General features: G+C 48.0%; 24 protein-coding genes. 14 read left to right on the forward strand and 10 right to left on the reverse strand.

Annotated features, from left to right (window positions below; translation table 11 throughout):
- Positions 1-11 precede the first annotated feature (11 nt).
- The 3 genes from C5O19_RS16125 (at position 12) to C5O19_RS16135 (ending at position 3,018) form a co-directional block, all read left to right on the forward strand.
- Positions 12-1,703 carry a RagB/SusD family nutrient uptake outer membrane protein gene (locus C5O19_RS16125; RefSeq protein ID WP_104714433.1) on the forward strand — a complete coding sequence of 564 codons (1,692 nt, stop codon included), beginning with the start codon at positions 12-14 and terminating at the stop codon, positions 1,701-1,703.
- Positions 1,704-1,882: 179 nt separating this feature from the next.
- Positions 1,883-2,272 carry a YidH family protein gene (locus C5O19_RS16130; RefSeq protein WP_104714434.1) on the forward strand — a complete coding sequence of 130 codons (390 nt, stop codon included), beginning with the start codon at positions 1,883-1,885 and terminating at the stop codon, positions 2,270-2,272.
- A 158-nt stretch (positions 2,273-2,430) separates the two neighbouring features.
- Positions 2,431-3,018: a Crp/Fnr family transcriptional regulator gene (locus tag C5O19_RS16135; protein WP_104714435.1), complete on the forward strand. Its 588-nt coding sequence runs from the start codon at positions 2,431-2,433 to the stop codon at positions 3,016-3,018.
- 54 nt (positions 3,019-3,072) lie between these two features.
- On the opposite strand, the gene C5O19_RS16140 is transcribed toward C5O19_RS16135, so the two are convergent.
- The 6 genes from C5O19_RS16140 to C5O19_RS16165 form a co-directional block, all read right to left on the reverse strand.
- On the reverse strand, positions 3,073-3,420 hold the full coding sequence (locus C5O19_RS16140; RefSeq protein ID WP_104714436.1) for a glyoxalase: 348 nt from the start codon (positions 3,418-3,420) through the stop codon (positions 3,073-3,075).
- Between the two features lie 142 nt (positions 3,421-3,562).
- A complete protein-coding gene (locus tag C5O19_RS16145; protein ID WP_104714437.1) occupies positions 3,563-3,772 on the reverse strand; it encodes a (4Fe-4S)-binding protein in 210 nt (69 codons plus the stop codon).
- Positions 3,773-3,913: 141 nt separating this feature from the next.
- Positions 3,914-4,195 carry a GNAT family N-acetyltransferase gene (locus C5O19_RS16150; RefSeq protein ID WP_104714438.1) on the reverse strand — a complete coding sequence of 94 codons (282 nt, stop codon included), beginning with the start codon at positions 4,193-4,195 and terminating at the stop codon, positions 3,914-3,916.
- A 24-nt stretch (positions 4,196-4,219) separates the two neighbouring features.
- Positions 4,220-4,831 carry an NADPH-dependent F420 reductase gene (locus C5O19_RS16155; RefSeq protein WP_104714439.1) on the reverse strand — a complete coding sequence of 204 codons (612 nt, stop codon included), beginning with the start codon at positions 4,829-4,831 and terminating at the stop codon, positions 4,220-4,222.
- Positions 4,832-4,845: 14 nt separating this feature from the next.
- The gene (locus C5O19_RS16160) at positions 4,846-5,709 is read right to left on the reverse strand and encodes a pirin family protein (RefSeq protein WP_104714440.1); all 864 of its coding nucleotides are present in this window, start codon (positions 5,707-5,709) and stop codon (positions 4,846-4,848) included.
- Positions 5,710-5,905: 196 nt separating this feature from the next.
- On the reverse strand, positions 5,906-7,342 hold the full coding sequence (locus C5O19_RS16165; protein ID WP_207766447.1) for a TPM domain-containing protein: 1,437 nt from the start codon (positions 7,340-7,342) through the stop codon (positions 5,906-5,908).
- A gap of 324 nt (positions 7,343-7,666) precedes the next feature.
- On the opposite strand from C5O19_RS16165, the gene C5O19_RS16170 reads away from it, so the two are divergent.
- The gene (locus tag C5O19_RS16170; RefSeq protein ID WP_104714442.1) at positions 7,667-8,083 is read left to right on the forward strand and encodes a hypothetical protein; all 417 of its coding nucleotides are present in this window, start codon (positions 7,667-7,669) and stop codon (positions 8,081-8,083) included.
- Between the two features lie 43 nt (positions 8,084-8,126).
- A complete protein-coding gene (locus C5O19_RS16175; RefSeq protein WP_104714443.1) occupies positions 8,127-10,061 on the forward strand; it encodes a DUF4153 domain-containing protein in 1,935 nt (644 codons plus the stop codon).
- 63 nt (positions 10,062-10,124) lie between these two features.
- On the opposite strand, the gene C5O19_RS16180 is transcribed toward C5O19_RS16175, so the two are convergent.
- A complete protein-coding gene (locus tag C5O19_RS16180) occupies positions 10,125-11,117 on the reverse strand; it encodes a hypothetical protein (RefSeq protein ID WP_104714444.1) in 993 nt (330 codons plus the stop codon).
- Positions 11,118-11,270: 153 nt separating this feature from the next.
- Here C5O19_RS16180 and C5O19_RS16185 point away from each other — a divergent pair, with 153 nt between their 5' ends.
- Positions 11,271-11,861 (forward strand): M949_RS01915 family surface polysaccharide biosynthesis protein, encoded by a 591-nt coding sequence (locus C5O19_RS16185; RefSeq protein WP_133163378.1) that lies wholly within the window; start codon positions 11,271-11,273, stop codon positions 11,859-11,861.
- A gap of 6 nt (positions 11,862-11,867) precedes the next feature.
- On the opposite strand, the gene C5O19_RS16190 is transcribed toward C5O19_RS16185, so the two are convergent.
- Both C5O19_RS16190 and C5O19_RS16195 read right to left on the reverse strand, forming a co-directional pair.
- On the reverse strand, positions 11,868-12,134 hold the full coding sequence (locus tag C5O19_RS16190) for a hypothetical protein (protein WP_104714446.1): 267 nt from the start codon (positions 12,132-12,134) through the stop codon (positions 11,868-11,870).
- 11 nt (positions 12,135-12,145) lie between these two features.
- Positions 12,146-12,469: a hypothetical protein gene (locus C5O19_RS16195; protein ID WP_133163379.1), complete on the reverse strand. Its 324-nt coding sequence runs from the start codon at positions 12,467-12,469 to the stop codon at positions 12,146-12,148.
- Between the two features lie 173 nt (positions 12,470-12,642).
- Between C5O19_RS16195 and C5O19_RS16200 the strand changes: the two genes are divergently transcribed.
- The gene (locus C5O19_RS16200) at positions 12,643-13,857 is read left to right on the forward strand and encodes a hypothetical protein (protein ID WP_104714448.1); all 1,215 of its coding nucleotides are present in this window, start codon (positions 12,643-12,645) and stop codon (positions 13,855-13,857) included.
- A gap of 91 nt (positions 13,858-13,948) precedes the next feature.
- Here C5O19_RS16200 and C5O19_RS16205 read toward each other — a convergent pair whose 3' ends face one another.
- Entirely contained in the window at positions 13,949-17,386 is a 3,438-nt protein-coding gene (locus C5O19_RS16205; RefSeq protein WP_165796040.1) for a PAS domain-containing protein, read from the reverse strand.
- 340 nt (positions 17,387-17,726) lie between these two features.
- Between C5O19_RS16205 and C5O19_RS16215 the strand changes: the two genes are divergently transcribed.
- The 7 genes from C5O19_RS16215 (at position 17,727) to C5O19_RS16240 (ending at position 23,671) form a co-directional block, all read left to right on the forward strand.
- Positions 17,727-18,065, forward strand: a complete 339-nt coding sequence (locus C5O19_RS16215; protein ID WP_317046497.1) for a Dps family protein — start codon at positions 17,727-17,729, stop codon at positions 18,063-18,065.
- Positions 18,046-18,210, forward strand: coding sequence for a ferritin-like domain-containing protein (locus tag C5O19_RS26470; protein WP_317046498.1), 165 nt, complete (start codon positions 18,046-18,048; stop codon positions 18,208-18,210). Before C5O19_RS16215 ends, C5O19_RS26470 begins: the two co-directional genes overlap by 20 nt.
- Before the next feature lie 108 nt (positions 18,211-18,318).
- Positions 18,319-19,014, forward strand: coding sequence for a LytR/AlgR family response regulator transcription factor (locus C5O19_RS16220; RefSeq protein WP_104714451.1), 696 nt, complete (start codon positions 18,319-18,321; stop codon positions 19,012-19,014).
- 66 nt (positions 19,015-19,080) lie between these two features.
- Positions 19,081-21,291, forward strand: coding sequence for a hybrid sensor histidine kinase/response regulator (locus tag C5O19_RS16225; RefSeq protein WP_104714452.1), 2,211 nt, complete (start codon positions 19,081-19,083; stop codon positions 21,289-21,291).
- A 183-nt stretch (positions 21,292-21,474) separates the two neighbouring features.
- Entirely contained in the window at positions 21,475-22,506 is a 1,032-nt protein-coding gene (locus tag C5O19_RS16230; RefSeq protein WP_104714453.1) for a cupin domain-containing protein, read from the forward strand.
- 3 nt (positions 22,507-22,509) lie between these two features.
- Positions 22,510-23,163: a YoaK family protein gene (locus C5O19_RS16235; protein WP_104714454.1), complete on the forward strand. Its 654-nt coding sequence runs from the start codon at positions 22,510-22,512 to the stop codon at positions 23,161-23,163.
- Positions 23,164-23,209: 46 nt separating this feature from the next.
- The gene (locus C5O19_RS16240; protein ID WP_104714455.1) at positions 23,210-23,671 is read left to right on the forward strand and encodes a redoxin domain-containing protein; all 462 of its coding nucleotides are present in this window, start codon (positions 23,210-23,212) and stop codon (positions 23,669-23,671) included.
- Positions 23,672-23,673: the final 2 nt, after the last annotated feature.

Genomic DNA, 23,673 nt, shown 5'->3' on the forward strand with positions numbered 1-23,673 from the left:
CTTTACTTCACATGAAAAAGATACTTTCCTATATTTTACTGACGAGTGTGCTCAGTAGTTGTACGAACCTGGACGAGACACTGTACGATCGGATTACCTCCGAAAACTTCCTCCAAACCAAGGAAGATGTGTACCGTACGTTTCTACGGACTTTCGAACACGGGTACTGGACGGTGCAGGGCGATCAGTTTATTATGCAGGAATTGCCCGCCGATCAGTTCATGACGCCCAACCGCGAAGGAGACTGGTACGACGGTGGCCAGTACATCCGGGCTCACCAGCATACCTGGACGTCGCAGGATGGCTACACCAGTGGTGCCTGGAACAACCTCTACACGGGCGTAGCCCTGGCGACGAACTCGCTGCAGGACATTGAAGCGATCGATCCGGCCAAATTTAATTTAACGGTGGCGGAGCAGAAGCAGTTTATTGCCGAACTCCGCACCATGCGGGCCTGGTATTACCTCCGTCTGTTTGATTTCTACCGCAACATCGAAATCATCACCCGGGTCAAAGGCGAAACGCAGGGTACGACCCAATCGACACCGCAGGAAACGTTCCGCTTTATTGAAACAGAATTGAAGGAAGCACTGCCCGATCTGGCCATGAAAGGCGATGCCGGTACCGAGCTGTTTCAGGGTCGTTGGACGAAGGCGGGAGCGATGACGCTGCTGGCCCGTCTGTATTTGAACGCCAAGGTATACATCAACGAAGACCACTTCGCGGATTGTGCAACCATCTGTCGGGATATTGTGGATGGTAAATACGGGAACTATACCATTGAAAACCGTTGGGATGCTCCCTTTGACTGGAACAACGATCAATCGCCGGAAACCGTTTTTGCCTTTCCGGGTACCTTTGGTCGCTCGCACTGGCAGTACGAAGGCGGGATGTACTGGTGGATGATGCCCTATAACGCTCCGCAGAACTACCTGGGCTTCACCGACTGGGGCGGCAGTAACCCCCGTTTTGCCCTCCAGCCCGGTCGCAACGTCGATAACGTGGAGTATCCGTTTACGCTGGGTAAGCCCTTTGTGAAGTTCCAGAAGTACAGCGATGACGTTCGGTTGAAGAAGTACCGCAACCTGGGCAACAACAGTCGTGAAGGGATGTTTCTCTACGGGTATCTGACCTATAACAACAACCGCGATACCCTGGCGAGTACCCGTGGCTATAAATTGTACATTCGGGATCAGGTGGGCTGGTTCAAAAACACGCCTCCCAATCAGGTACCGGCGGATAAGGAGTCGAACATGAACCACGCCGATCAGAACTCCGGCGTATACATGCTCAAGTATCCATTCTACCGTACGGAAGACGAGCACAAAATCGAAGCTGATTATGCCGAAATTCGTTTGGCGGAAGTGTATTATACGCTGGCGGAATGCGAATTCCGGGCCGGAAATAAAGCGAAAGCAGCCGACTTACTGAATCGCGTTCGGAAGCGGTACTACCCGGCGGGCTCGCCGAGTTTGTATCCAGCGGATGGCAGTACGCTGACGGAACAAGAATTACTCGACGAGTGGGGCCGCGAGTTTTTGGGCGAAGGCCGTCGTCGTACGGACCTGATTCGCTTCAATCAGTTCAATACCGGAACCTGGTGGGACAAACAACCCGATGCCGATTCGCACACGAGTATTTTCCCCATCGGCTTCAACGTACTGAACGTATCGCCGCAATTGAAGCAGAACCCTGGGTACTAATCGCTGAAGCTGTATCCCATTTACCTCTAAAACTAGTTAGGCAGCCTGTAAGAACTCGTTTCTTACGGGCTGCCTTTTTTAGGAAGGAGCAGCGATCAGGTTGGAATAAGCTTTTTGTAAAGGGATGAGCTTTTCGAGGCGAATCCGTAGTTTCGATCCAATGAACGAATGTATGCCGTATGAATGAAGAACCCCTTCCCCTGAAAAAAGCCAGTGCTAATGATCACCTAGCGAATGAACGAACCTTTTTGGCCTGGGTTCGGACCAGTATCGGGGTGATGGGATTTGGCTTTGTCGTCGTCAAGTTTTCCCTGTTTATCCGACAAATTTCGGCTGCATTAGGCCGAGAAAATCAACTCCATTCAACGGGTTACTCACCCATCATCGGCATTTTACTTATCGGCTTGGGTTCCCTTACGCTGCTGCTGGGGTACCTGCGTTACCAAACTACCAAACGGCAACTGGATCAAGGGCAGTACTATCATTCCGCACTAGCCATGCAGGTGATTACGGGGCTCTTATTCATCGCCAGTATGCTGCTTTTATGGTACGTGATTCAAACGACCTAACGCTAGTATGTGCGGGGTATCTTTCTCCCATAAGACCTGCATGGCTTTGTCCAAGGCTTTGTTTGTATCAAATGTTGCCCGGTAGGTGTTCAGGTAGAAGCTTGAAACAGTCCTTCTGCCTTAGTATCTTTGTCAGCTACCTTCCCCAATGAACACGCATGCACGCCTATCTGCTCGACTACATCAAGACCCGATCCCACAGCCCGATCACTGAAGCGGAGGTAAGCTTGATAAAGGAAGCCTTCATTCCCAAAAAGTTAAGGAAAAGACAGTTTCTTTTACAGGAAGGGGAGGTGTGTAAGTATATTGGTTTCATTATTAAAGGAGCTACCCGTCAGTACACCGTTGATGAGAAAGGTTACGAACACATTCTTAATTTGAGTATTGAAGACTGGTGGGTATCCGATCGGGAAAGCTTCCATAAAGAAACGCCTTCCATCTACAACATAGACGCCTGGGAAGAAACGGATTTCCTATTGTTACCCAAAGCAGAAGGCTATTATGAACGGGTGAACAACATCCCCGCCTTTAATGAAATGCGGATTCAACTGGATGATAATCATCACATTGCCTCTCAACGGCGGCTCCACGACTCCATCTACCATACCGCTGAATACCGTTACGAAGAACTCATTAAGCAGCATCCCGAATTCCTGCAACGCTTCCCCCAACACGTGATCGCTTCGTACCTGGGCATGACCAAGGAAACGCTTAGTCGCATACGTAATCAGTCCGTCAGAAAATGAGGGAATCAGGTTTCAAGCAAATACAGGAAAGTTGTGTCTACCGATGAATGTTACTTAGCCCATAAAGACATACAAGTGACGCACCTTATTAGCTTCCATTACCATAAAATCCATGCTGCTGAGCGTACCCTGTGCGGTACCAATGGTTCCGTATAGCCGAACCCCGTTTTGGGTAGCTTCGATGGGTTGAGCGGCGGAAAAAAAGTAATGTGGATCTTCGTTGATTAGTTTTCCAATAAAGTCCGATACGGCGTTGATTCCCTGTAGGATAAAGTGCGTATCGTACAGCTGCATGTCTTCCGCATAAATCGTTTGCAAAAGCCCCGTACGCTTAACGGCATCTTTTTCATTCCAGGCGGCCACGTGTACGTCTTGTAGCGTCTGTAAGGTTTTGGCATCCATAGGGGATTCTTTCCAATTAAGGTTAGAGAAAAGTTTACGAGGGATAGCTGTAAAAAAAGAAGGTAATCGATGTAAAAAACTGTCCTTGATCAGCATTTTACACCGGTTCTAGTACGTAGGGGATACTACTTGAATTCCAAGGCTATTCCGTTTCCCGATAGCTTAGGGCACCCGACGGGCAATGATTGATCTGATGAATCAGCTCAGCGGTACTAGCATTTTGGGGACTTACCCACGGATGTTCTTTAGGATGGTAGACCTGGGGCAAAAGTCTCACGCAATTACCCGAGTGAATACAAAGTTCCGGCTTCCAGAGAATCGTAATCTCGCCGTTCGAATATTCCTTGGTCATAGGTAGGTATCGTAAATGGTGAGTAATCGGATGAATCTGTTAAACAGACAAATTAGAAAAAAGCCTTTACAAAAACAGAGGAATAGCTTCTTTCATGAGTCAAAAATGTTTGGGAGCAAGACAGGAATCGGACCATAATCGTCAAAATAAAACATCCTGAAAGTCAGGCGTTTTCTTGAATACGGCGTTAGCGAAAGGACAAAGCGGGAGTATTTTTATTTGTTTTTCGCGGGCAAAATCTACGGCGGCCTGTACTAATTGTTTTCCCACCTGCTGCCCCTGCAGTACGTCACTGACTTCAGTATGGTCACTAATGATGCGTTGTTCTCCCGACCAGAGGTACGTCATTTCGGCTTCGGAAACCTCCGCCACTTCTACATAAAATTTCCCGTTTTTCCCGTTGTCCTGATGTTGAATGACCATGAATAAATCGTGTTTATGTTTTGTTTACCTGTTGACTTGCATGAGTTCGATCCCGGATAAAGGGCCGCCTACGTCCTGAAGTTTGCCGCCTTCCGTTAAGTTGCCCAGAACAATCGGTTCAAAACCCATATCCTTTGTGATACGGCTTACGGTTTGGATGGCTTCGTCATCGTTGCCACTCATGAAAATAACTCGGGTCCCCGTGCTATTTTTTGGCGGTAGAGCAAGCGTAGCGGCTGCCAGGGTATTAAAGGCTTTCACGACGTGATGAGTCGGAAAAAGGCTGGCTACGTACGAACCGGTGGTTGCTCCTCCCGTATCCGCCAGTTGAAAAGGGTTTACAGATACGATGTTGTTCGTCGCATCTACCAGGACTTTACCCTGAAAAGCGGCGAAATCTTTAGCTAGCTCTTCTAGTCGGTTCCAGGGTACGGCTACAAACAAAACTTCAGCGTTCTCAATCGTTTCTTGTAGCTCCGCAGCCCGTAAGGACCCTCCCGTGGCGGCTACCCACGCTTCCAGGGAAGCGGCCCCCCGGCTATTGGTAAGCCAGACCGGATGGTTTGTTTGCGATAGATGCGTAGCCAGGGCCCGTCCGATATGCCCGGCACCAATAATGCCAATCGTCTTCGTCATGATTCGTACTTGGTTTAATAGATCAGTTTCTGAGCATCCGATGCCGCGGCAATGTGTTGCAGGTTACCGCTGCGGTACTGGCTGTACAGGTCCTTGATTTCTTCGGGCGTGTTGGCAATGAAAAGGCCGTGCGAAACAATCGCATCGTGCGTGGGCTTGGCCGCGTATAAGACAAACCGTACGCCCGCTTCCCCGGCCTGCATACGTAACTCACTAGCCGTTTGCTCCTCAAAGAGGTCCAGCCAGGCAACCTGATCCTGGTTGATGGTTTGGGTACCAATTTCCAGGGAACCGCTAATCACGTAGAGGAAAGCATTGTAATTAGCCGGGAACTGCACCGGATAGGCTACCGAGGGCTGTAGTTCAAATTCTGCTACGATCAGGGGTGTATAGTTTTGTACGGGCGAGTGAATACCCACCAAAGAACCACTGTACAAACGCAACTGTACGCCCTCCTGATTGAAGGTGGGTACCCGTTCGGCGGGTAAAATCTGTAGTCGAGGCGTCACCCAGCGGTTGACTTTGGGAAGGCTCAGCCACATTTGAAACAAACGACCTTTGGTAGGGCCATCGATGGTTTCCGTATGAATGGTGCCACTACCGGCAGTCATTAGTTGGAAGTCGCCCTTTTTCATCGACTCCAGGCGTTCTTTAATTTCTCCGTCGATGAGTAAAGATACGGTCTCAAATCCCGCGTGCGGATGCGGACCACCCGCAGGGTCGTGATCCTTTTTATCCAGCATGTCGTCCATCAGGAAAATAAAAGGATCGGTTTGACTAAAGCCACCAGTAACTACGCTACGAGCGATGTGACCGCCTCCCAGAAAGCCCCGTTCATTAGGCGGCGTATAAATCTTGGTAACGGATCTTTGTATCATTATTTTCAGTGTTAAATCTCGTACAAACGTACTCGAATCTAACGCCTGAAGCCGATGAGCTAGGATAATTAAAAACGTTGATCTAAGTCAACAAAAGTTGGAAACGTTTTAAGAAGAAAATAACCTGAAGATTCGGTTGTTTGGACGGAATAAACCCTGTATTCAGGGTTTATACGCGATCTAACCTGAAGGCTGCTTACCAACTGCCACCGGCTCCACCGCCGCCCGTGGTACCCCCTCCCCAGCTGCCGGAAGACGAGGAGGAAGAAGAACTACTACTGCCGGACAAGGTTGAAGACCCGGAGCGTTGCTCGGCGAGGGGAGCTTTAACGACCGATTTGATGAAAACCTCGTGTTTGCAATGCCGACAAATTCTCACTTGCTTGCCCGTACCCGCCTGATGTTGCGTCGCCCGCGTGACCGTAAGCGTAATGGGTTCGCTGAGGGTTCGGAAGCCGCAGGCAGGGCAAGCCAGATGCGTCTCGTACTGATCCGACGGATGCGGAATGATCTTGCGTTCCCCCTGACTTCCTAGCCAAACATCGTACGTCAGACTATTGAGCTTTTCTTCGACTTGTTGTCCGGTAGAAAGAAAACCGTTGCGGTCGGAGGCTTCATCCGGGTTGAGCCGTTGCATGGCTTGGCCCTGACTGTCGAGTGGTGGCGTAAAACGGCTGGTGCTACGTTGCGATCGAATTCTTTCCAGCATCGGATACAAAAGCGTAGGCGGCGAAAGCAGTACCTGCCACCAGGTAGCCCGGAATAGATGCTGTACCGAACTGAAAAATGTTGGATCATCCCGGTACTGGCTTCTCAGGTGAGCCAGCGTATGGAGGTGCTTGAAAAATAGTACAAATACAATCGTAACGTAGGTTAAGTAGGGAAGTACCTGAGCAAAATGCTGAAATAATTTTGAAATGGATCCCGTAAAAAAAAGAAGGACGATCAGGATACCCACCACGAAAACCAAACCCAGCACGACAATTTCCAGCGTTTCGGAGTAACGGTTCGGAATGATTTTTACTGAAGCTCCTTTCGTAAAGCTGGACAGTTGCCAGAATGCCAATCCGGCAAATCCCACCAGTACGAGAAAGATAATGAAACCCGATGAATCGGTACTGGATCGGGGTTTGTACTGCCTGAGCAGGGAAGACAGTTCTTTTTCGTGAGCGGGCTGTTGCAGGTAATCCGACAAAGTTCGCACGGTTGCCAGGATACCTTCGCCGTACTCCTGCTTACGGAAAGCCGGTACCAGCAATTCCTCGCCCATGGTTTTTAACGTGGCGTCCGGCAGTATCCCTTCCAGCCCGTCACCCGTAATAAAACGGTACTGCCGTCGCTGCGTGGCAATGAAGAGCAAAAGACCATTATTGGCTTTAGCTTTTCCAATACCCCACTGACGAAACAGTTCGGTAGCAAAGCTGAAATCGTCCTCATCTTCGTTAAAATCAGGAATGATTACGATGGCCGTTTCGACACCCGTACGACGTTCGAGTGTTTCTAAAACGTGCGTAATGGAATCAAAATCGGAAAGAGGCAGTAACCCGGCGGGGTCGCTAATGTAGCCCTGACCGCCATCTTTGGGATTGGGAATATCTTCTACGGTCGAAAAGCTCTGAGCCTGTACTTTCACCAATCCCAGCCATAAGATCAGTCCGAGACTTAGGCAAGAGGTCCAATGGACTAATCTTACTGAAAATATTCTGGAGCAAAGAAGCGTCGTTGGATTCATGCGTACGTGGCGGGTAGTTCGAAACAGTACTTCTTTTGTTAACGGTCGAAAAAAGATAAGGTTTGCTTAAAACCTACGCAAAAGCACTTAATTCGCGTTCGGTCCATGGGAGATTCGGCAGTTAGGTAACTAAAAAAAATCAGCGATTTATCCTTAAAACACGTTTAAAGTAGATGCCGTTGAGTCGCGAACAGTTTCAATTTTTTAATGGTATACGCATTCCTTATGAAAGTCCCTTTTCTTTTACTTTTTCTCTCTTTTCTGACGAATAACCTTTTTGCTCAGGAACTCCGAACCGGTTCCCATGACCTGCGAATTCAGTGGATCGAATTCAATAATGCCAAACCGGGAACGGTTGAGGTAACGTCTTTAGGCAAAGGCAAATACAAAATTGAAGGTGAACAGCGGGACCCGACTCGAAACGAATACGTAACCATTAAAGGAACACTTGAAGTAGCCGAACGAAAACTTTTGTTTGACGGAAAAATCGTTTCCAGAATCGAATACATCAACGAAGGAAAACCCTGCGAACGCGTGGGACCTCAGGTATTTCGGGCTACGGGTACTCGCAAGTACTGGCGGCTGTTCGAGAAGCTCAACTGCGACCGCATCACTACCGATTACATTGATATTTTCTTCTAGCTGATCCGATAGCTTTTATCCAACCTTCAACTTAATCAGTACTATGGCTCTTAAGCTCCCAACTGCCACCGTTCTCTTTCAGAACACGGTTCATACCCTGAGACGTTATCCGCTGGAGTGTACCTTCGCTCTCATCGGCACGGTAGCAGCGGCAATTCTAACCGCAGATGAGCCCGCGGGCCCATTGACTCGAGACGAGTACATTCGCCTGGTGATGATGGCTGCGTTGGGACTGCCGCTTTGCTTGTCGGCGTCGCTGCTTGGGCAGAGTAAAGGCTGGCCCCAGGAACGCCGATGGATAGTACAGGGTTTAGCCGCGGCGATCGCTTTTTTCTTTTTCTGGATACTTCGGCCGGAAGCGTACCCGCAGGATGTGGTACACTTTGGGTTACTATTCGTTGCCACACACCTGCTGGTTTCGTTTGCGGGTTTTACGGGTACGGGTGATACGCTGTTTTTCTGGCAATTCAACAAAACGCTCTTTATCCGATTTCTGACGGCTGTTTTGTACAGTCTGGTGCTGGTGATTGGATTAACAACTGCTTATACGGCCGTTAATTCCTTATTTGGTTTGAATATGGCCTGGCATCACCTGTACAAAATCTGGGCGGTGATCTTTGGCTTGTTCAATACGTTGTTCTTTCTAAGTGGAATTCCCGAGCAGCTCCGGGAAGATGAAAATCCCGAGTCGTATCCCAAAGCTTTGCAATTTTTCAGCCAGTACATTCTGGTGCCGCTGGCCCTGGTGTATCTGGTTATTCTACTAGCGTACGAGTTGAAAATACTGATCGAATGGCAATTGCCGAAAGGATTGGTTTCGGGACTTATTCTGGGTTATGCGGGTCTTGGGTTGCTGGCACTTTTGTTAGTATATCCCATCCGCAAGCAGGAGGGCCGCGGCTGGATCAATGCCTATAGTCAATACTTTTACGTAGGTCTGATTCCTCTGCTGATCCTATTGGTACTGGCCATTACCAAGCGAGTGACTACGTACGGCATCACCCAGCATCGGTACTTTCTGATAGTGCTAGCGGCCTGGCTTACCTTTCTAACCGTATACTTTCTAGGATATAAAAAAGCAACTATTAAAACAATTCCCGTTTCGCTCGCCTTAGCGATTCTGTTGATTACGTACGGTCCGCAGAGTGCGACGTCCGTCAGTTTCCGTTCTCAGAAGAACATTCTCGTAGATCTGTTCACGCAGGCAAAGGCCGTGCGTGAAGAAAAACTGGTTCCGGTTGATGCTACTACCCTGAAACCCCGCACGGCGGTACGGATGGCAAGTGCTCTGGGATATATTTTAAAGAATTACGAGTTTACGGCTTTGCAACCCATTCTTAGTATTGATTTAGCCCAGAAGGAGGATTCACTCCGCCGAGCGTATAAGAAGAGCGGGGATTACATGCCTTCTGAGCAGGAAATCAGATGGGCGGGTACTGCCTGGGTACAAAACTATTTGGGCCTGAGTGGGTATGAGTACCGCTCGTACGAGGCTGAAGAAGAGAATACACCTGAACTGACTACCAGCTACTTCATTCGCACGAGAAGTAACGTATCCAGCCTGAAAGGCTATGATTATATGTTGGATAGGTCCATGTTTCTGGATACCAGTCTATCGGATACGCTGGCTGGTTCTGTAATTACGTATAGCGATAGCGTTGATTATAGCCTGACTTTTATGATCGGAAAAACCCGCTTTGTGTTCCCAACGAACGAACTGGCCTTGCGAATCGTACAGCAGGAAAAGCAATTGAAAGCGTACGAAAATCAGGCGAGTTCGCAGGCCCTGAATCGAAATTATACGCTGCCGAAGGAGATGTTGCAGTTAATGCAGGAGAAAGAAGGCTTCCGGGTGATGGCACAGCTTCAGGAGTTGAATTTCGAATACGCCAAGAAGCAAGGCCCCAAAATCCTTTCCTTTCGCGTATTGTATTTCATCAAGCAAACCCGTACGGTTGACCAGCGGGCCTCCCAATAAAATCGGACGAAGCAAGGCCTTGCTTCGTCCGATGGCTACTGATGGATTACCTACGTTTCCCTTTTAACCTTCCATGATCTGGTAGAGCTCATCGACGAAACGTTCTACCTGAGCACTCTTCCGCAAACTAGCTACGGCAAACACGTCCTGCCGATCGGCCTTGCCGGGTACGTGAAAATGCATGTTAATGGAGGTGCCCGTGTACACGAAATTAATGGATTGACGGACGGTTTGCAGTCCAGCGAAAGTTCCAAAGTGATACTTTTTGTTCAGAGCCTTGATCCATCCGGTTCGTTCGATCAACTGCGTATCGGTGTTGAAGGTCGTTTGGGTGTAGGCGGCATTGAAGAAAATAAATCCGAGTCCCAGCATAATCGCGATGATTACCACTTTCGCCAATAGACCGTTGGTTTCCAGTCCTAGCAGCGAAATACCAATGGCTATGAAAATTAAGCCAATTATGATTGCTCCGGTTTTAGCGTTTTTAATCGTAAAAACAGGCCCTTCCTTCGTAAAAAATTGATAGGAAGTAAGCGGTACCTTTACATAATCAGCGGGCGTATCGTATTGATCCAGGAACTGGTGGATCACTGGTACGACTTCCTCGACAAAAGCCAGGGCATTTGGGTCATTAGATTTTGTATACCCGCAGGAAACAACCAAGCCCTTCCCATAGCGGGAATCTTTACGAAATAGCCGGTAATTGTAGCTGCCCGCGAGATTACTTACCGCATTGATTCCCTGGAGTTTGGATAATGGCGTAGTAGTCGTTGGAATAAATCCCAAGAGCATCTTACGCATGTGACCTTTGTTGTGATCAAATTCGACGAATGTACTCGCGTGACCCCAAAACATCGCCACGATCAGGAGTAGAAAAAGCACAAAAGGAAGCGATTCGGTAAACGTGGTGTTTTGATAGGTGACGTAAAGTAACAGGAGTCCCGTAGCAAACAAGGCAAAGACAATCGTAAATAGGTAAAATACTCCGTACGGGTAAATAACCACCCGCTGTGGTTCAAGGCTCCAGCGGGTTTTTGACAGACTTTTCAAAGACATAGGAATAGATTGAAAAAGGTTTTAACAATAACTTTCGGCTAGTAAAATGGTTTTCTGAAGAAATGGATCGCTACTATTGAAACTGAAAACGCCGTTCATTCCTTGAAGCACTTCTTTCTACGAGATTGTACTAAGTTTAGGTCTTACCGAATTATGATACTTCTACGCTTGCTGAGTACCCTTTTCATCGTCTCGATTCAGTCTATCGTGTGGGGACAAGTACAGTCTAAAGTAGTACCACTTACCGCCTTACCTGCTGGCCTGGTATATAAGGGAAAGCCCTTACAGGCCCTTCAGTTTCAGGATCAAACGGGCGATTACGTAGCCCTTACTACCGAAACGACTACGTTGGAAGATCAGGCTCATCTTGCTGCGTATGTGTATACGTCCAACGCTTCAATGCTCTGGCAATTACGTGATGGTATAAGCGATTGTCCGCTGGATCGGGTCGCTGTCTTTGTACCTGGTTCTTTTAAAGTTACGGATCTGAACAAAAATGGGAAGGCGGAACTATGGGTAGCGTATCGGATCGGTTGCCGGGGAGATGTGAGTCCCAGTGAGCTGAAAATCATCATGCACGAAGGCACTACGAAATACGCAATGCGGGGTATGGGCAAACTGAAAGTGGGCAATGCTGTACAACCCGACGGCGGAATCATGACCAGCAATGGCTTTCGAAAGAGTACGTTTGAAAGGTATGCCGAGCAGCTATGGAAGGCCTATCTGGTGGAAGTGATGGAATGAATAAGACTAGGGCGTCTTCGTGAAAAATCGGGCTTTAATTAATTGCCAGATCACGTACAAGACCAACAACACACCCAGCCACCGATACCGCTGAAACCAGTCCTGCCAGTACGCTCCCCGGGCTTGCCAGCGTTCGTGGGCGGTTACGTCTAGATCTCGTATCACATATTCGTTGAGACCGGAGATACTTACTTTTCCACGAATGGTTTTTCGGTTTTTCAACCAAAAATAGCTACTTCGGGAGGCTTCCAGATGGATCGGTTTCTGATTCATCCGTAGCGTAACTAGGGTATGGACGAAGCCCGCCCGTCCGGCAAAAACTTTTTCGACGGCACCGATCGGTCACTGTTGTTCAGTACCGGGCCGCGTAACCACACTCCAGAGCAGATCCAGTTTTTGACGGTGAAATAGGCGGATAGAACGTAAAAACCGACGATGGCGAAAGCAATGAGCACAGTACCGTACCACGGCCATTCGAGGCTAGGCAGGAGCCGAAAGAGGGTATACACCGCCAATGGCAATACCGCCACACCGGCAACGAGTGCCACCGTACCGGAATCCGTGAACGTGTGCAAATCCAGAAAATAGTCGATACTGACGTGAACCATCAGAACCAAGGCCCCGTATCCGAGCAAGAATCCGGTGGCGAAACGATGCATACGCGTACTAATAATACGGGTTCAGGTTAGATCAGAACGTGAAGGGATGGCAGAAAGGGGGCTCCCAAACCGACCTACTTTTCCTAAAACCTAATCCAGGTTCCGATTGTTTTTATCCACGCATGGCCCAACAAATCAAAGCAATCCATTGTCCGCATTGCGGCAGTACGCTCAAAATTGAGCTCAAACCAAACCTATTTCAGTGCCAGAATTGCCGTACGGAATACTACCTGGATAGCAACGATACCCATGTGTATCACCACTACGATCCGGTGCCATCCCGGCCCAGCTCCGCACCTCCAGGGAATGGTCGGCTGCCAATGTTCCTGCTGCTTGGTCTTATTGCGGGCATTTTGATCGTGTATGGTATGGTGATTGGGTTTCAATCCAAAAAAGCAACCACGTATACGGTTTCTACGTATAAGCCGCCCCGCATGTACTACGACAGCTTCGTGTACACCAACGCCCTCACGGGCGACCCGGTCTATCTGCGTTTGGGGACGGATCATATCGACCAGGGGAACGGTACCGGAAAGCAGGAAGTACACGCTCAGTTTAATCGAGTAATGGACGGAAAATTATTGATAGACCGCGTAATCACCGACGAAACATTTGGTACAAAGCGGTGTGCTCTGGATTTCAAAACCTATGCTCCCCATTTGATCTACGCCATTGGTTGTAGTACGCAACTGGTACAACTCGATGTCGAGCATAATGAGTTAAAAGAAGTGACGCAGGAAGTTTTTAAAGACTTCCCTGCCCTGAGTTCAGGCGTAGCCCGACTGGACTTTGATTACGCTAAAGCGATGATCAAGGTGATGAACAACGAAGGGAAAAGCTATTACTATTTCCCAACGATTCGGCGACTGGTAGAAACAGTAGAGCAGGCGGAGGAGGTATGGAAAACGGAGTTCGACCGCCATTTCTTCGAATTTGGTTACCTGGGTGGTCCCTTCGATAAAAACCGGGAGTATGAGCTCATCGAAACGCATTATTCCAAAACTACGGGCGAAGTAAAGCGGCAAAATCTGACCCCCGGAAGAAAATACTTTGCTCCCAAAGTTCTGTATCAGGATGATAAAGCATTGCTGATTGTGGTCAATACGACACCTGCCCCCAATCCGCCCATCACGATTCAGCGAATCGATGTACAAACGGGAAAAATTTTATGGGCATTAGCACCCGACACGTTCACCTTACAAAGTACGGCGAAATGTAAACAGGGATTTGCCATCGAGTACCGCCGGGGCCCGGAAGCGGATTACGTCCACGGCGTACTAGTGGTATCACCAGCAGGAAAGGTTATTCACGATTACAAGCTCACTCGTATGGAATAAGCAGTAGGTTAAGCGTAGGGTTTGTACGGTTCCAGGTACTGATTTGAAATCGGAATACCTGGAACGGAACTACTACCGTATTTTAATCAACTCAACGAGGTAAAACCTCATTCAGGGCTTTTTCCAGGACTGCTCGTGCAACGGGTTTGGTCAGGTACTCATCCATACCCGCCGCCAGACACCGTTCGCGTTCGCCGGGTAAGGTTCCCGCGGTCAGGGCTAAGATCGGTGTGTGAGTGCCCCTCGAGGCCTCTAAGGCCCGGATCGCCTGCGTAGCTTCGTAGCCATTCATTTCCGGCATTTGAATATCCATTAGAATCAAATCCGGCTGGTAATTTTGATACGCTTTCACGCCCTGTAAGCCATCCTTTGCTTCGTAAAGTCTCAGATCGGGTCTAAGGGAGCCGATGAGCTTCTTCGCCAATAAAAGATTGACCGGATTATCTTCGACAATCAGTACGGAAAAGCTCTTTGCTGTGTCTTGTTCCGACGCGATAGAAGTATTCCCAGCGGGAGTTCGGAGCGGTTCAAACAAGCTTGAAAGTACGCTAAACAATTGATGCGTTCGTACGGGTTTAATGAGCCGCTGGGCTACCTGTAAATCCGGCGAAATCCGTTCCAACTGCTCATCGTCGGAAGAGCTGTACATGATCACAAAGGGTTGCTGAGCTTTGCGACTGTACGTTCGCAGTTGCGTCAAGGTATCCAAACCGTTGAGCGAAGGCATGTGGTAATCCAAGATGATCACATCAAAATCCTGACGAGCGGCTAACGTTAGAGCCTCTATTCCGTCTTTCGCCTGCGTACTGGCAATATTTTCGAGCAGAAGCATCCGTTCCAGGATGAGCCGATTACTGGCATTATCGTCCACAATTAATACAGAGCGGATCGCTTTTAAGTTAGGCCAGTTTTTACGGGGTTGGGATTCAATCGGTACATCCAGATCAAAGCTGAAGGTACTGCCTTTGGGCGTGCTCTCCAAAACAAAGGCACTGTTCATCAGTCGTAAGAGGCGGCTTGAAATGGTCAGTCCTAAGCCCGTACCGCCATATTTTTTCGTGGTGGAAAGGTCTTCCTGCGTGAATGCTTCGAAGATTTTCTGCTGATTTTCAAAGGCGATCCCCACGCCTGTATCTCGAACGGAAAAGCGTAAAGTGGCCTGATTACCTTCGGTTTTGATCACATTAATACTCAACTCAATTTCACCGCTGAGGGTGAATTTAACGGCATTTCCCAGCAGATTGACCAGGATTTGTCGTAAACGAACACCGTCGATCCAAATCCAGCTTGGCACCGCTGGATCAATATTGAGGAGAACTTCCAGGCCTTTCTGGTGGGCTTGCGAAGTGATGATCGTTAAGGCCTGTTCGGTAAGTTGCCACAGATTTATTTTATCGGGATTGAGAGCCAGTTTGCCCGCTTCAATTTTTGAAAAGTCGAGAATGTCACTGATGATGTCCAGCAGGGAATTGGCTGATTGCAGCACCATCTGCTGGTACTGTACTTGCGTCTCGTCAAGTCGGGATTTTAGTAAAAGTTCCGTAAAGCCGATAACCCCATTCAGGGGAGTGCGGATTTCGTGGCTCATATTGGCCAGAAACTCCGATTTAGCCCGGCTTGCTGCTTCGGCCTGCTGGCGGGCTTTTTCGGTTTCGGCCTCGGTATGTTTGCGGTCATCAATGTCCTGAAAGGTTCCAAATACCCGTACGCACTGTCCGTTCACAAATTCAGTCCGACCCTTCGACCGGACCCACCTGAGCTGGCCACTAGCCGTTCGGATGCGGGCTTCCATATCCCAAGGATTACCCGTTTTTATGGCCTCTTGTACCACCTTCAGAACGAGTTCTTGGTCTTGAGGCGTGGCGTAAAAACTAAGTGCGGCAGCTAAGGTGGGTTCAAACTCCGGAGATACGTCGTGTATTTCTTTCGTAACCGAAGACCAGTAGAGCTGCTCGTTGGGCAGACTTAATTCCCAGCCGCCGACTTTGGCCATCCGGCCCGTATCTTCCAGAAATTGTTGCGTTCGTAATAACTCTATTTGAGCGGCTTTTTGCTCGGTAATGTCCTGGGTAGTACCAATCAGGCGGTCACACGTACCATTTTTAAATTCAGCTCTTCCCTGACTTCTAATCCACTTGCGATTGCCCTTCGCGGTTAAAATCTCGCCCTCGAAATCCCAGGTAGTACCCGTGTCCCTCGCATGTAGAAGGATAGCCCTAGCCTGTTGACGGAGGTTTACATCCGTAAAAGCTTGAAAAACGCTATCAGTATCCGAAATTTCACTCTGCTCTATTTCGTAAATGGCCTGGGCTTCCAAAGAGCGATATACTTTCCCCGTACTGACAATGTACTGCCAGCCTCCCACCCGAGCGATCTGAGCGGTTTGTTCTAAAAGCTGTTGCGTCCGTAGCAACGCTTCTTCCGCCTCTTTACGATCCGTTATGTCATCACTGGTCCAGACGATTTCTCCGCTTACTTCGTGCCGATTTGCTTGCGTTTGCATCCATACATAATGACCGTCCTGGTGCCGTAGTCGCTGAATCAGGCGGGCTCGTCCCGACGTGTTAGCTTGTTGCATCGCCTCCCAAGACGCAGCCATGTCTTCCGGATGGATAAATGCATCCAGTTGTTGGCCTAAACAAGATTCTACCTCATAGCCCAGTACGCGAGTCCAGACGGGAGTCAAATAGGTAATGAAACCCTTGGGCGTACTCATGAAAAAAATATCACTCATGCTGGAAAGCAGAACCGATAAATCAGCTTCGGTCCTTACGCTTTCGGAAACGTCACGGCCTAAAAAAAGAATTTCTGATACCTGACAATCTTTCCCATCCGTCAAGCCCAGGTACGTCCATTCGTAAGCTTTTACCTGATTTGGATAGGTTCTTTTTCTTAATAAAATCGTAATGGGTACTTCCGGTTGTTGAATACAAGCTTGGTATGCTTCCTGTCCAATGGCTAAATCTTCTTCAATGACATCTTCACTGGCAAATCGGCCCAGCAGGTATTCCGGCGTGTGCCCCAAAACTTTGGCGTAATACTCACTCACAAAGGTGTATCTGCCTTCTAAGTCCGTCTTGGCAATGTATAGAACTTCGCTATTGGTAATATATTGATAGAGAAGCGACTCCCGGCGGGCTTTTAATTCAGCTTCTTTTTCTTTCGTAATGTCTACATGCGAGACCAGCATGCGGATCGCTTTACCCGATTGGTCACGTAACGCAATGCCCCGGCAGCGAATCCATACCAAGGAGCCATTTTTATGCAAATACCGGATAATGGCTTCAAACGGTTGCGAGGGGTCCGCTAGATGGGTCTGTAACAAATGTTGAACCGATTTGACATCATCCGGATGAATCAGGGTTCGCCAGCCTTGGAAAATTTCGGGCATCTCGTCAGCCTCATAACCTAACGTTTTCCAGAAGGTATGATTCATCCACTGATTGTCGGGATTGACTAAATCCCAGGTCCAGATGCCCGCATCTTGAAAAAAATCAAAAATGCGGTCATCGTTCACTAGTAATTTCAAAAGTTCTTGTCTCAGATAGTGCATTTGGCGGGAAACTTATAGCTGGAGTACAAGCACCAAGATAAGTCTATTTGCTCTTATATAGGTATAAAAAGACGATGTTAACTTTTTTTCTAGAGTTGCAATAGTAGATTTTTTTAGGGTACTCATTCGTGTAGGGGTAAGCCTAACTAACGACTTTTGAAATACTGTAAAAAGTTGATTAATCCATCCAAGATTTAGAGGGCTTTCGTAGGGCAAGAAGGCTGATTCAACGATTGAGTTGACCCATCCAACGATTCTCGCTGTTGCATTCTGATCGGGAATTATAGTTTTGTCAACACATAAAAACGCTACGATCATGAAAGTAAATATTGGTATTTCCGAACCCCATACGCACGCCGTATCCGCTCAGTTAACCAAGGTTTTAGCCGATGAGTATCTGCTTTACACGAAAACCCGTAACGCCCATTGGAATGTAACCGGCGATGATTTTCACGCCATGCATCTCTTTTTTGAAACGCAGTATCGGCAACTCGATGAACTCATCGATAGTGTAGCCGAACGCATTCGTCAGATTGGTCATTACGCTCCCGCCAGTATGAAAGTGTTTCTGCAATTAACCCACCTAACCGAATACACCGAACATACTAATGATGGTCGGGGATTTTCGGGGATTTATGAAAGATTTACTGGCTGATCACGAAAGTATCATTGCTTTTCTACGGGGTAACATCGTGCCTTTTGCGGAGCAATACAAAGATTACGGCACCAGTGACTTCATTACGGGCCTGATGGAAAAACACGAACAAATGGCCTGGATGTTGCGGTCTTATTTCCGGTAGATTGCTGTTTTTTATTAGGCTAGCAACCCAAGAGGCAATTTTGCGGCTGAAAAGAACGAGCATGATAGGGAATCAAATATATTTGAAAGCAACAACCGAATCCCCGCTATGACCGGCCTAATTGTCGACGATAATGCCATTGCCAGATCCATTCTAAGTCAGCTTGCCAAACAGGTAAATGGCCTGACGATTGTAGGAGAGTATTCCAACGCAATGGATGCATATAACCACCTGCAGCAGCAGGAAGTAGATCTGCTGTTTCTGGATATTGAAATGCCCGAAATGACGGGCTTGGAGTTAACCCGAAATTTAGTAGGCAAAAATCTGGTTATCGTATTTACGACTTCAAAAAAGGAGTATGCACTGGAGGCGTTTGAACTGAACATTGCCGATTATCTGCTAAAACCCGTTACACCGGCTCGATTCATTCAGGCGATTACTAAAGCAAAATCCATTGTCGATAGCAAACGAGAAAATGTGCACTATGAAAACGATGAGTTTTTATTTGTTCGGGATACCACGATCATCCGACGGCTACGGTTCGAGGATATTCTGTACGCGGAAGCTATGGGGGATTATGTAAAGTTTTATACGGCCCAGAAGATGTTTGCCATTCACGGGAAACTGAAAACGGCGGAAGAACGACTACCCTCTACCCAATTTATCCGGATTCATCGGTCGTACATTGTGTCCGTTAATAAAATCGATACGCTTCAGGATGGCGGTGTGACGATTGGGGATAAATTTCTGCCCGTAGCCGATGCGTACCGAAAAAGCCTTAATGCTCGAATGAATGTGTTTTGATCTCCTTCGGAAAAGGTCAATTCATAAACGTAATGGACTTATCCTCATGCATACCCAGAGCTTCCAATGACAATTATTTCTTCGGTAATGGGTTATAAGCGTTTCGCCTATTTCATTTTGCTGGCATTTATTGCCGGTACTGTGTTGCTTTTGGCCTTACAAATCAATTCAACCCGTAACACGGTGAAGCTGATTAACACGAATACAACGCTGCTCAAAGAGCTGAGGGCCGGGAATTACCTCCGCGAAATAGACCGGGATATTTTAAGCGTAGAAAGTCGAATCAGGGCATCCATTGCTACTAACGACACCTCGCACCTGAAAGGGGTGGATGAGAATATCGATAAGGTGGAAATGTTCTTGGATTCGCTTTCAACCAATACAACGGATACGGCCGTTCATCGGATGATCCGTCGATTGAGTGTGCTGGCACTGGAAAAGAAAAAAACCAAAGAAAGGCTGTTGAGTCGTTTTCTGGTAAAGGGGAACATGAATGAAACCAGTTCAATTGCCAATCCCCGAGCCCGGAAAATCTCGGATGAAATTACGGCGACAACGGCTAAAATCTACGAAAGCCGGCAGTACGAAATGATGCAACTGAGTCAGGAAAGCGAAGAACGGGGGAACAAGGCCCGCTGGTACGATCTGTCGATTTTGATTCTACTGTTAGCAGGCGGCGGGGTCATTTGTTTCTTCATTGTCCGACAGTTTCAGCGACAAAACCAGCTTATCCAGGAGCTGAATGAATCGGAGAAGAAAGCCTCCGTTGCCGCTCAGGCCAAAGAAAATTTTCTGGCGAATATGAGCCACGAGATTCGTACGCCCCTCAGTGGTATGTTAGGCTTCACCAATTTACTGCAAAAAAGAAAGCTGGATGCTGAATCCATGGCGTTCGTGCATTCCATTCAAAAGTCAGGTGAAAGTCTGCTGGCCATTATCAATGAGATTCTCGATTTATCCAAAATTGAGGCTGGAATGATGCGGATTACACCCGGCGTATTCAGCGTAAATGGGTTAGTACACTCGATTCAAACCTTATTCGGTGAACGACTGAAAGAAAAAGGGTTACAACTGTACGTAACAATCGACCCTGCCATTCCCGACACGCTAATCGGCGATGCTACCCGACTTACGCAAGTCTTAGTCAACCTGATTGGTAATGCCATCAAGTTTACGCAGCAAGGCCATATTAGTATTGACGTATATAACAAATCGTTAGGAAATAAGATCATTCAACTGGGCTTTCGAATTACGGATACTGGCATCGGCATTGAAAGTGAAAAACTCGAAGAAATCTTTGATCGGTTTAATCAGGGCGAAGCCTCAACCACCCGAAATTACGGTGGTACGGGCCTAGGCTTATCCATCGCTAAAAATCTCATTCTCTTACAGCAGGGGGCGATTACGGTTCAAAGTAAACCGGGAAAAGGTACCACCTTCGACTTTTACATTCCGTATGAAGTGGCCGAAGAGCAGTTGGATCAAAAGCCCGTTTCGGAGGCTATTTATTTGAAAGACAAAACCTACATGCCGCTGTCTATTCTGGTTGTTGACGATAATGCGACGAATCAGAGTCTGATGAAGCATCTGTTACTACAATGGAATGTAGCATTTGATACAGTTAGTAACGGTTTAGAGGCCCTGGAAAAGCTGCGGGATAGTACCTACGATTTGATATTGATGGATATTCAGATGCCGCACATGGATGGCTACACGGCTACCCAGCAGATCCGGGAAGTGTTTCAACTGGATATACCCATCATTGCCATGACGGCTCATGCAATGGCTGGGGAAAGGGAAAAATGCCTTAGTCGAGGCATGAATGAATACATTTCCAAGCCTATCAATGAAGAAGAACTTTTCAACGTAATCTCGCGATTCGGCTTTTTGAAACCGAAACAACCCGTAGCGGCTTCCGAAGTCATTCCTGGCCCGTACGAAAAGATTGATCTGAGTTACATGCGATTAATCAGCGGTGGCGACCAAAATTTTGAGAAAAAAGTCACCTTGCAATTCATCGAGGAGGTACCCCAAGCTCTAAAACAATTGATACAGGCGTATCAATCGGGCCACTATCCATTAGTTAATCACATGGCTCACGATTTAAAGACCAGCGTTTCGATGATGGGGATACTGCCCTTGCTGGAAGACCAACTGGATTTTCTGGAACATCAATCCCAGCCTGTCCCGGAGATACCGCAGGTACTACAGGAAGTTCAGACCATTCTTGAAACTTCCCTGAAAGAGGCCATGCATTACTACGCCCATCACCCTTAGTAGCTCTGTTTATTTGCCTAAAAGCCCCGCTGTCCTGTGACATCCGGGGCTTTTTTAATCTGAACGATCCGGCTCTTGATTTCAACGATTGCTTTTGCCTGTTCAACGATTCATCCTGGGTTCAGACCTGGAAGGGTGATACTTTTAATTCAGAAAACAAAACAACCTCTTGTCTAATCAATCATGGCTCAGGGGAAAATTAGTTTTAAATACGAACTGGAGAAAAAAGAACCTCGGCTCGGTGATGGTGGAATTACCCGGGGAGCATCCGTAGTGGATTTTCCGGTATCGGTCGGTCTGGCGGGCGTTTCCATGCGACTGGACCCTGGAGCCATGCGGGAACTTCACTGGCATGCCAACGCCGCCGAATGGGCCTATGTTATCTCGGGTAACCTTCGTACCACCGTAGTTGATCCGCAAGGCAATACACACGTAGACCTTTTTTCACCGGGGGACGTCTGGTACTTTCCCAGGGGATACGGGCACGTGCTCCAGTGCATCGGCACGGAACAATGTCACTTCATTCTCATTTTCGATAATGGTAACTTCTCAGAAGACCACACCTTTAGTATTACTGACTTTATTTCTTCGGTACCTCCTGAAATAGCCGCCCAAAATCTAGGGATCAGCGTGGAAGAGGTAGTCAAGCTTCCGCACAAAGAAGTCTACTTCGCTCAGGGGCAAGTGCCATCCGTCAGCTCAGGCATTGGATTACCAAGCCCTATCGCCACGTTGACTTCCCCACACCGGTATCCACTGGGAGCCCAACAGCCCCGTATCGTTCCGGGCGGCGGAACCCAGCGAGTCGTAACGCAGGCCGAGTTTCCCATTGCAAAAACAATTACCGGAACCGTGTTCGAAATTGAACCCGGCGGGTTACGCGAACTCCATTGGCATCCGAATGCGGATGAATGGCAGTACTTTATCCAGGGCAAGGCCGAAATGGGCGTATTCCTGGCGGAAGGAAACTTTGTTCGGGATGACTTCGAAGCGGGAGATGTGGGGTACGTACCCATGGGTGCGGGCCATTACATTAAAAACACTGGTGATACAAAACTGATTGTATTGCTCGGGTTCAACAGTGGTCACTATGAAGCCATCGACTTGAGTATGTGGCTAAAGGGCAACCCTGTAGACCTGCTGGAAGGTAATTTCGGAGTAGGGGCGGAGATCGTGAATCAATTCCCGCATACGCAGAAATTCCTGATTCCCTAAAGTATGCAAGCGTCATTGGCGGCTCAGCAACGACTGGCTGTTATGCTGGCCCTGCTGGCAGGATTCATCGATGCCGTGGCTTTCCTGCAATGGAAAACGTACGTATCGTTCATGAGTGGCAATACGACGCAGGCTGGTTTTTCGATTACTCAAGAAAACTACGACATCGTGCTTACCTGTATGACGGCCATTGTAAGCTTTACGACGGGCGTATACGCGGGAACTTACGGCCTGATTGGCGGAGATGAACGTACGAGAATCAGACTCTTTCGGGTGATTTCCGGCATTCTGTTTTTTTACGTATTTTTATCGCACGTCCTTACCCTCATCCCAATAATCTCCGTAGGAGTTATTGCTTTGGCGATGGGGCTGATGAATACCCTCATTACTGCGGTGGGTAAACAGGCGGTCAATACCGATTTTGTAACGGGTACGCTTAGTACCATTGCCCGTCAGATGGCTTTGTTTACTGCGGCAAAAACCTTTGCTGATAAGCAGCAAAGCAAAAAGAACGCTCTGCGTCTGTTACTGATTTGGCTGGGTTTTACCGGCGGAGCGGGACTTGCAGTGCTCTGTTTACAGGCCTTTCATTCTTGGATATTGTGCGTACCGGCTGGAATAGTATGGTTTTTGTCGTATATCTATACTCGTTTGTGAAGTAATTAGCCTACGGGCCAACACGTTATCTTAACCTCTACTGCTTATGTTGACTGTTCATGACAAAGCTCCGGATTTCACCTTGTTCGCCACCCCCGATCAGAAAGTTAGTCTGAGCGAATTTAGAGGTAGTAATGTTGTCCTGGCCTTTTACCCCGCCGACTGGAGTCCAGTATGCAGTGACCAAATGGCCTTGTACAATGAAATGCTGAAGTATTTCAAAAAGTACAATGCCCAAATCTTGGGTATTTCGGTAGACAGTAGGTGGTGTCATCTGGCCTTCTCTCAATCCAGAAATTTACACTTCCCGCTACTGGCCGATTTTGAACCGAAGGGAGACATCTCCAAGCAATACGGGGTCTATAACGAGGCCGAGGGTGAATGCGATCGGGCTCTTTTTGTCATCGGTAAGGACGGCGTCATTGCCTGGAGTTATCGGTCACCGACGGCAATAAACCCCGGTGCCGATGGAATTTTGGATGCTCTGGAATCTCTAACCAATCACTAGCC

The sequence above is a fragment of the Siphonobacter curvatus genome, from assembly GCF_002943425.1.
GTDB lineage: Bacteria > Bacteroidota > Bacteroidia > Cytophagales > Spirosomataceae > Siphonobacter > Siphonobacter curvatus.

Coding starts and splice junctions, on each gene's coding strand:
- C5O19_RS16215 (WP_317046497.1), top strand. CDS start 17,727: ATGAAAGTAAATATTGGTATTTCCGAACCCCATACGCACGCCGTATCC.
- C5O19_RS16125 (WP_104714433.1), top strand. CDS start 12: ATGAAAAAGATACTTTCCTATATTTTACTGACGAGTGTGCTCAGTAGT.
- C5O19_RS16225 (WP_104714452.1), top strand. CDS start 19,081: ATGACAATTATTTCTTCGGTAATGGGTTATAAGCGTTTCGCCTATTTC.
- C5O19_RS16230 (WP_104714453.1), top strand. CDS start 21,475: ATGGCTCAGGGGAAAATTAGTTTTAAATACGAACTGGAGAAAAAAGAA.
- C5O19_RS26470 (WP_317046498.1), top strand. CDS start 18,046: ATGAAAGATTTACTGGCTGATCACGAAAGTATCATTGCTTTTCTACGG.
- C5O19_RS16180 (WP_104714444.1), bottom strand. CDS start 11,117: ATGTCTTTGAAAAGTCTGTCAAAAACCCGCTGGAGCCTTGAACCACAG.
- C5O19_RS16175 (WP_104714443.1), top strand. CDS start 8,127: ATGGCTCTTAAGCTCCCAACTGCCACCGTTCTCTTTCAGAACACGGTT.
- C5O19_RS16200 (WP_104714448.1), top strand. CDS start 12,643: ATGGCCCAACAAATCAAAGCAATCCATTGTCCGCATTGCGGCAGTACG.
- C5O19_RS16220 (WP_104714451.1), top strand. CDS start 18,319: ATGACCGGCCTAATTGTCGACGATAATGCCATTGCCAGATCCATTCTA.
- C5O19_RS16185 (WP_133163378.1), top strand. CDS start 11,271: ATGATACTTCTACGCTTGCTGAGTACCCTTTTCATCGTCTCGATTCAG.
- C5O19_RS16145 (WP_104714437.1), bottom strand. CDS start 3,772: ATGACCAAGGAATATTCGAACGGCGAGATTACGATTCTCTGGAAGCCG.
- C5O19_RS16195 (WP_133163379.1), bottom strand. CDS start 12,469: ATGGTTCACGTCAGTATCGACTATTTTCTGGATTTGCACACGTTCACG.
- C5O19_RS16155 (WP_104714439.1), bottom strand. CDS start 4,831: ATGACGAAGACGATTGGCATTATTGGTGCCGGGCATATCGGACGGGCC.
- C5O19_RS16235 (WP_104714454.1), top strand. CDS start 22,510: ATGCAAGCGTCATTGGCGGCTCAGCAACGACTGGCTGTTATGCTGGCC.
- C5O19_RS16170 (WP_104714442.1), top strand. CDS start 7,667: ATGAAAGTCCCTTTTCTTTTACTTTTTCTCTCTTTTCTGACGAATAAC.
- C5O19_RS16190 (WP_104714446.1), bottom strand. CDS start 12,134: ATGAATCAGAAACCGATCCATCTGGAAGCCTCCCGAAGTAGCTATTTT.
- C5O19_RS16160 (WP_104714440.1), bottom strand. CDS start 5,709: ATGATACAAAGATCCGTTACCAAGATTTATACGCCGCCTAATGAACGG.
- C5O19_RS16135 (WP_104714435.1), top strand. CDS start 2,431: ATGCACGCCTATCTGCTCGACTACATCAAGACCCGATCCCACAGCCCG.
- C5O19_RS16150 (WP_104714438.1), bottom strand. CDS start 4,195: ATGGTCATTCAACATCAGGACAACGGGAAAAACGGGAAATTTTATGTA.
- C5O19_RS16140 (WP_104714436.1), bottom strand. CDS start 3,420: ATGGATGCCAAAACCTTACAGACGCTACAAGACGTACACGTGGCCGCC.
- C5O19_RS16240 (WP_104714455.1), top strand. CDS start 23,210: ATGTTGACTGTTCATGACAAAGCTCCGGATTTCACCTTGTTCGCCACC.
- C5O19_RS16130 (WP_104714434.1), top strand. CDS start 1,883: ATGAATGAAGAACCCCTTCCCCTGAAAAAAGCCAGTGCTAATGATCAC.